Genomic DNA, 4,686 nt, shown 5'->3' on the forward strand with positions numbered 1-4,686 from the left:
TAATTTTGACTTACAACCCTTTAACGACTTCTTACGACAGTGTGTGTCGCCTTATATCCACCCCCTGAAGTGGGTGGTTTTACGGCGACTGGTGATAAAGCAGTCAATAAAGCACCGGCTAACAAGGCTCAATTTGAAGGACTGGGAGATATTGTCATAGGGGCGATGGATAACTTCCCGATTGAAAAAGACTTAATGGTAGACACCGAGCCATTTATCAAAAAACTGGAATCCGTTAGTCCTTATATTATCAGTAAAAATCCACGTGCTTTGAGTGATAAAGAAAACCTTCAAACCCCAAAACAATTGGCCAAATACAAACAATACACCATGTGTATCAACTGTATGCTCTGTTATCAACCTGCCCTCAAGTCGGACTTAATGCAGACTTTTTAGGACCTGCCGCTTCTGCATTAGCCCACCGTTACAATCTTGATAGCCGTGATGAGGGGGCAAAAATTCGCTTCAAAATGCTCAATGAAGAAAACGGTATCTGGCCGTGTACCTTCGTCGGTTACTGCTCTGATGTGTGCCCGAAACAGGTTGATCCTGCAGGCGCTATCCAGCAAGCCAAGGCACAAGGGGTTGGTTATTGGGCTATGGACTTAATTAGCGGTAATAAAAAAGAACGAGAGGAGTCTTAGTCATGGCTAGAAAACCGTATGTCGCAAAACAGTCTGACCACTGGTATCTACAAACTCCATTCTATAAAAAATACATGCTGCGTGAACTGACTTGTATTCCGGTTATGCTCGCTGCGCTTAACTTTTTTTGGTGCATTGCAGCCCTTGCCAGCTCTCCTGAAGCTTGGGCGACCTGGGTTAGCTTTCAACGCAATCCTATTGTGGTCATCATGCTCAATATAATTGCGATTATTGCGGCACTATTTAATAGTGTGGAATGGTTTAAGGCCATGCCAAAAGCCATGCCCATTCAGGTCGGTGAGAAGTTTGTCGAAGATAAAAAGATGATTGCTGGCAGTTGGGTTACCTTTGCAGTAGTAGCGCTTATTGTGTTCTTCGTAATCAAAGTATTGATGTAATTGAAAAAACTACCCTTCTATATAAAAGGAGAGCATCATGAGTAACAAACATTTAAAGCCAATATTTTGGGGTATTTTTTCAGGGGGTGGTACAGCAGCAGCGCTGGCTCTTGCCCCTATGATTGTAGTTATCTGTCTTTTATTACCCTTTGGAGTGTTGGGCGACCCTAGTAGTTTTTATGAGAATACTCATGGCTGGATCACGCATTGGGTCTTTTTAGTCTTATTCTCAGTATTGGTGTTTTTGTTTATGTGGCATGGGGCGCATAGGCTTTATTATATCTTGCATGACATGCACTACCCAGTTGGTAATGGCACACGCTATTTATTATATGCCTTGGCAGTGGGTGCTTTTTTAGTGACCTTATATATAGGATTGTTTTAGCTTTGCTCCAGTCATAGCCAAATTATAGTAAGATTTTTGGGATATATACCCTTTATTTGCAAGTGCTGAAGGATTAGCTACAAAAACCTCTGAAAAATCCTTTATAATAGAAGTAATGACAAGGCTACACACCGACTTTTTAGTCGGTTTTTTCTGTTAGAGTTTGTACTAACGGTTGTGTTTATTATTTTCATCACAATTATAAGGGTGATGAGTTCTTTATTTGCGTTATAGATTATTTGGATTTGAGATTATGGTTGCAATTACTTTACCTGACGGCAGTGTAAAAGAGTTCGACGGTGCGACAACAGTGATGCAAGTGGCTGAAAGTATTGGTCCAGGCCTTGCTAAAGCAACGATTGCTGGACGTGTAGATGGTAAGCTTGTGGATGCGAGCGACCCAATTACCCAAGACGCAAGTGTTGAAATTGTGACCGCAAAAGACAAAGACGGCGTAGATATTATTCGCCACTCTACCGCACACTTATTAGGCCACGCGGTGAAGCAGCTGTATCCTAATGTAAAAATGGTTATTGGTCCGGTTATTGAGGATGGATTTTATTATGACATCTTCAGTGAGAAGCCTTTTACCCCAGAAGACATGGCCGCGATTGAAAAACGTATGGCTGAGCTGATCAAGCAAAACTATGATGTTATCAAAAAAATGACCCCTCGCGATGAAGCCATCAAAATCTTCGAAGAGCGTGGTGAGGACTATAAGTTGAAACTTATTGAAGACATGCCAGAAGAAAAAGAGCTGGGTCTATATCATCACCAAGAATATGTAGATATGTGTCGTGGTCCTCACGTACCAAACACTCGCTTTTTGAAAGTATTTAAACTGATGAAAATGAGCGGCGCTTACTGGCGTGGTGATGCCAAAAACGAACAGCTACAACGTATTTATGGTACAGCTTGGGCAGATAAAAAAGATTTAAAAGCTTATATTGAGCGCATTGAAGAAGCTGAAAAACGTGACCATCGTAAGATTGGTAAAGCTCTAGACTTGTTCCATTTACAAGAGCAAGCCCCTGGCATGGTATTCTGGCATCCAAATGGTTGGACCATTTACCAAGTGCTTGAGCAGTATATGCGCAAGATTCAGCAAGATAATGGTTATAAAGAAATTAAAACGCCACAAATTGTGGACAGAAGCTTATGGGAAAAATCTGGTCACTGGGAAAACTATGCTGAAAACATGTTTACCACCAGTAGTGAAAACCGTGACTATGCCATTAAGCCCATGAACTGCCCTTGCCACGTGCAAGTATTTAACCAAGGTTTACGCTCATATCGCGATTTACCACTACGCTTGGCAGAGTTTGGCTCTTGCCACCGTAATGAGCCATCAGGTGCCCTGCATGGTATTATGCGGGTCCGCGGCTTTACCCAAGATGACGCGCATATTTTCTGTACCAATGCTCAAATTGGTAAAGAAGCCTCTGACTTTATCAAGCTTACCCTTGATGTTTATAAAGACTTTGGGTTTGACAACATTGAAATGAAGCTTTCTACCCGCCCTGAAAAACGTGTCGGTGCAGATGAGCTTTGGGATGCTGCTGAAAAAGCACTAGCTGATGCTCTAGATGCCGCGGGTCTTGAGTGGGAACTGCAAGAAGGCGAAGGCGCGTTTTATGGTCCGAAGATTGAATTTAGTTTGCGTGATTCTATCGGCCGTGTTTGGCAGTGCGGTACTTTACAACTAGACTTCAACTTACCAAATCGCTTGGAAGCTCACTATATTAATGAGCAAGGCGAACGTGATGTTCCAGTCATGCTACACCGCGCTATCTTAGGCTCATTTGAGCGCTTTATCGGTATGCTTATTGAGCACTATGCGGGTTGGATGCCGGTCTGGCTTGCCCCGCAACAAGTAGTAGTGATGAACATCACTGACAAACAACGTGAAGCCTGTGAAAATGTGGTCGCTGAGCTACAAAATGCGGGCATGCGTGTTATTAGTGACTTGCGTAATGAAAAAATTGGATTTAAGATACGAGAAAGAACATTAGAACGTATCCCCTATATGCTAGTATTAGGGGATAAAGAAGTTGAGTCAGGACAAGTTAACGTGCGGACTCGTGAAGGCGAGAACTTAGGCGTAATGTCTGTGGCTGACTTCATTGAATTAGTACAGAAAGCTGTTGCCCAAAAGGGGCGACTAACAACAAAAACTGATGAGGAGTAATACCTATTAAACAGTCAAACCGTTTGAACATCAACGAAGAGATCCAGCAAAAAGAAGTTCGCTTAGTGAAAGAAGACGGCGAACAAATGGGCGTTGTCGATATTGAAACTGCCCGTAAAGCGGCTCGTGATGACAATCTAGATTTGGTTGAATTGGTACCGGATGCTAAACCGCCTGTTTGTAAGATTATGGACTACAAGCGTTACTTGTATGACCAAAAACAAAAGGCGAAAGAAGCTAAGAAAAACCAAAAGCAAACTCAGCTTAAAGAGATGAAACTTCGCCCAAATACTGACGAAGCGGATTACCAAGTAAAACTGCGTAAAATTATCAGTTTCTTGGAAGATCAGGACAAGGTTAAAGTAACCATCCGTTTCCGTGGTCGTGAGATGGCTCACCAAGACCTTGGCCGTCAACAACTTGAGCGTATCATCGAAGACACAGCTGAAATCTCAAATGTCGAGCAACATCCTAAGATGGAAGGTCGTCAGATGGGTATGCTACTTGGCCCAACACGTAAAAAATAATCTGCTTAGGAAAGCGTTATTAATGATTTAAATCAATTTCTCTTTCCCAAAGCAGCATTAGAGTGACAGTTATAAACGATACCATCAATTTGCAGCAGCAGATTGGTGGTTTTTTTATGGGTTATTTCTCTGCACACGACAAAAAAATCATCCCCAACGGATTTTCATAGGTTTGGGGGTTAAAAAGCTAACTAACTGTCGAAGTACAGTCTTATTATTGTTAAAAAACACCAAGCGAAGGCCCTCAATCAACACATCCAGGCCAAGCGCGAACAAACTGGCTTGAGGTCGAGCGTTTGACTTCAACTTGCGTTTTAACGGCTTATCTTTGTCTTTATAAATACCGACATGATAAGCCCAACAAAATGCTAAGGCGTTCACTGCGACTAATTTACTGACCCGATCAAGATGGGTTAAGTGGGTATCTTCAAGATTAAAGCCACGCCCCTTTAGACAAGCAAATAAAGTCTCAACTTCCCAACGCTTAGCATAGCTTGTCATCGCATCCACTGTTTCTAGTTGATTGGTTGCGACAATCACTAAA

At 42.3% G+C, this 4,686-nt stretch carries 7 protein-coding genes; 6 read left to right on the forward strand and 1 reads right to left on the reverse strand.

Annotation, left to right across the window (positions count from 1 at the left end; translation table 11 throughout):
- Positions 1-39 precede the first annotated feature (39 nt).
- From A1019T_RS13995 to infC, 6 genes are all read left to right on the forward strand, one after another.
- Positions 40-396 carry a hypothetical protein gene (locus tag A1019T_RS13995; RefSeq protein ID WP_425271930.1) on the forward strand — a complete coding sequence of 119 codons (357 nt, stop codon included), beginning with the start codon at positions 40-42 and terminating at the stop codon, positions 394-396.
- Positions 333-644 carry a hypothetical protein gene (locus A1019T_RS14000; protein WP_425271931.1) on the forward strand — a complete coding sequence of 104 codons (312 nt, stop codon included), beginning with the start codon at positions 333-335 and terminating at the stop codon, positions 642-644. Before A1019T_RS13995 ends, A1019T_RS14000 begins: the two co-directional genes overlap by 64 nt.
- Positions 645-646: 2 nt before the next feature.
- On the forward strand, positions 647-1,042 hold the full coding sequence (locus A1019T_RS05290; protein ID WP_077450736.1) for a fumarate reductase subunit C: 396 nt from the start codon (positions 647-649) through the stop codon (positions 1,040-1,042).
- Positions 1,043-1,079: 37 nt separating this feature from the next.
- Positions 1,080-1,427, forward strand: coding sequence for a fumarate reductase subunit FrdD (frdD, locus tag A1019T_RS05295; RefSeq protein WP_077450737.1), 348 nt, complete (start codon positions 1,080-1,082; stop codon positions 1,425-1,427).
- A gap of 253 nt (positions 1,428-1,680) precedes the next feature.
- The gene (gene thrS / locus A1019T_RS05300; protein ID WP_077450738.1) at positions 1,681-3,615 is read left to right on the forward strand and encodes a threonine--tRNA ligase; all 1,935 of its coding nucleotides are present in this window, start codon (positions 1,681-1,683) and stop codon (positions 3,613-3,615) included.
- Positions 3,616-3,638: 23 nt separating this feature from the next.
- The gene (infC, locus tag A1019T_RS05305; protein ID WP_077450739.1) at positions 3,639-4,142 is read left to right on the forward strand and encodes a translation initiation factor IF-3; all 504 of its coding nucleotides are present in this window, start codon (positions 3,639-3,641) and stop codon (positions 4,140-4,142) included.
- A 147-nt stretch (positions 4,143-4,289) separates the two neighbouring features.
- Here infC and A1019T_RS13200 read toward each other — a convergent pair.
- A partial coding sequence (locus A1019T_RS13200; protein ID WP_167366841.1) for a transposase occupies positions 4,290-4,686 on the reverse strand: 397 nt, incomplete at its 5' end.

This window comes from Psychrobacter piechaudii (assembly GCF_900162825.1).
GTDB lineage: Bacteria > Pseudomonadota > Gammaproteobacteria > Pseudomonadales > Moraxellaceae > Psychrobacter > Psychrobacter piechaudii.

Bases quoted from the DNA above. Each gene is read 5' to 3' on its own strand.
- A1019T_RS05290 (WP_077450736.1), top strand. From the start codon at position 647: ATGGCTAGAAAACCGTATGTCGCAAAACAGTCTGACCACTGGTATCTA.
- frdD (WP_077450737.1), top strand. From the start codon at position 1,080: ATGAGTAACAAACATTTAAAGCCAATATTTTGGGGTATTTTTTCAGGG.
- thrS (WP_077450738.1), top strand. From the start codon at position 1,681: ATGGTTGCAATTACTTTACCTGACGGCAGTGTAAAAGAGTTCGACGGT.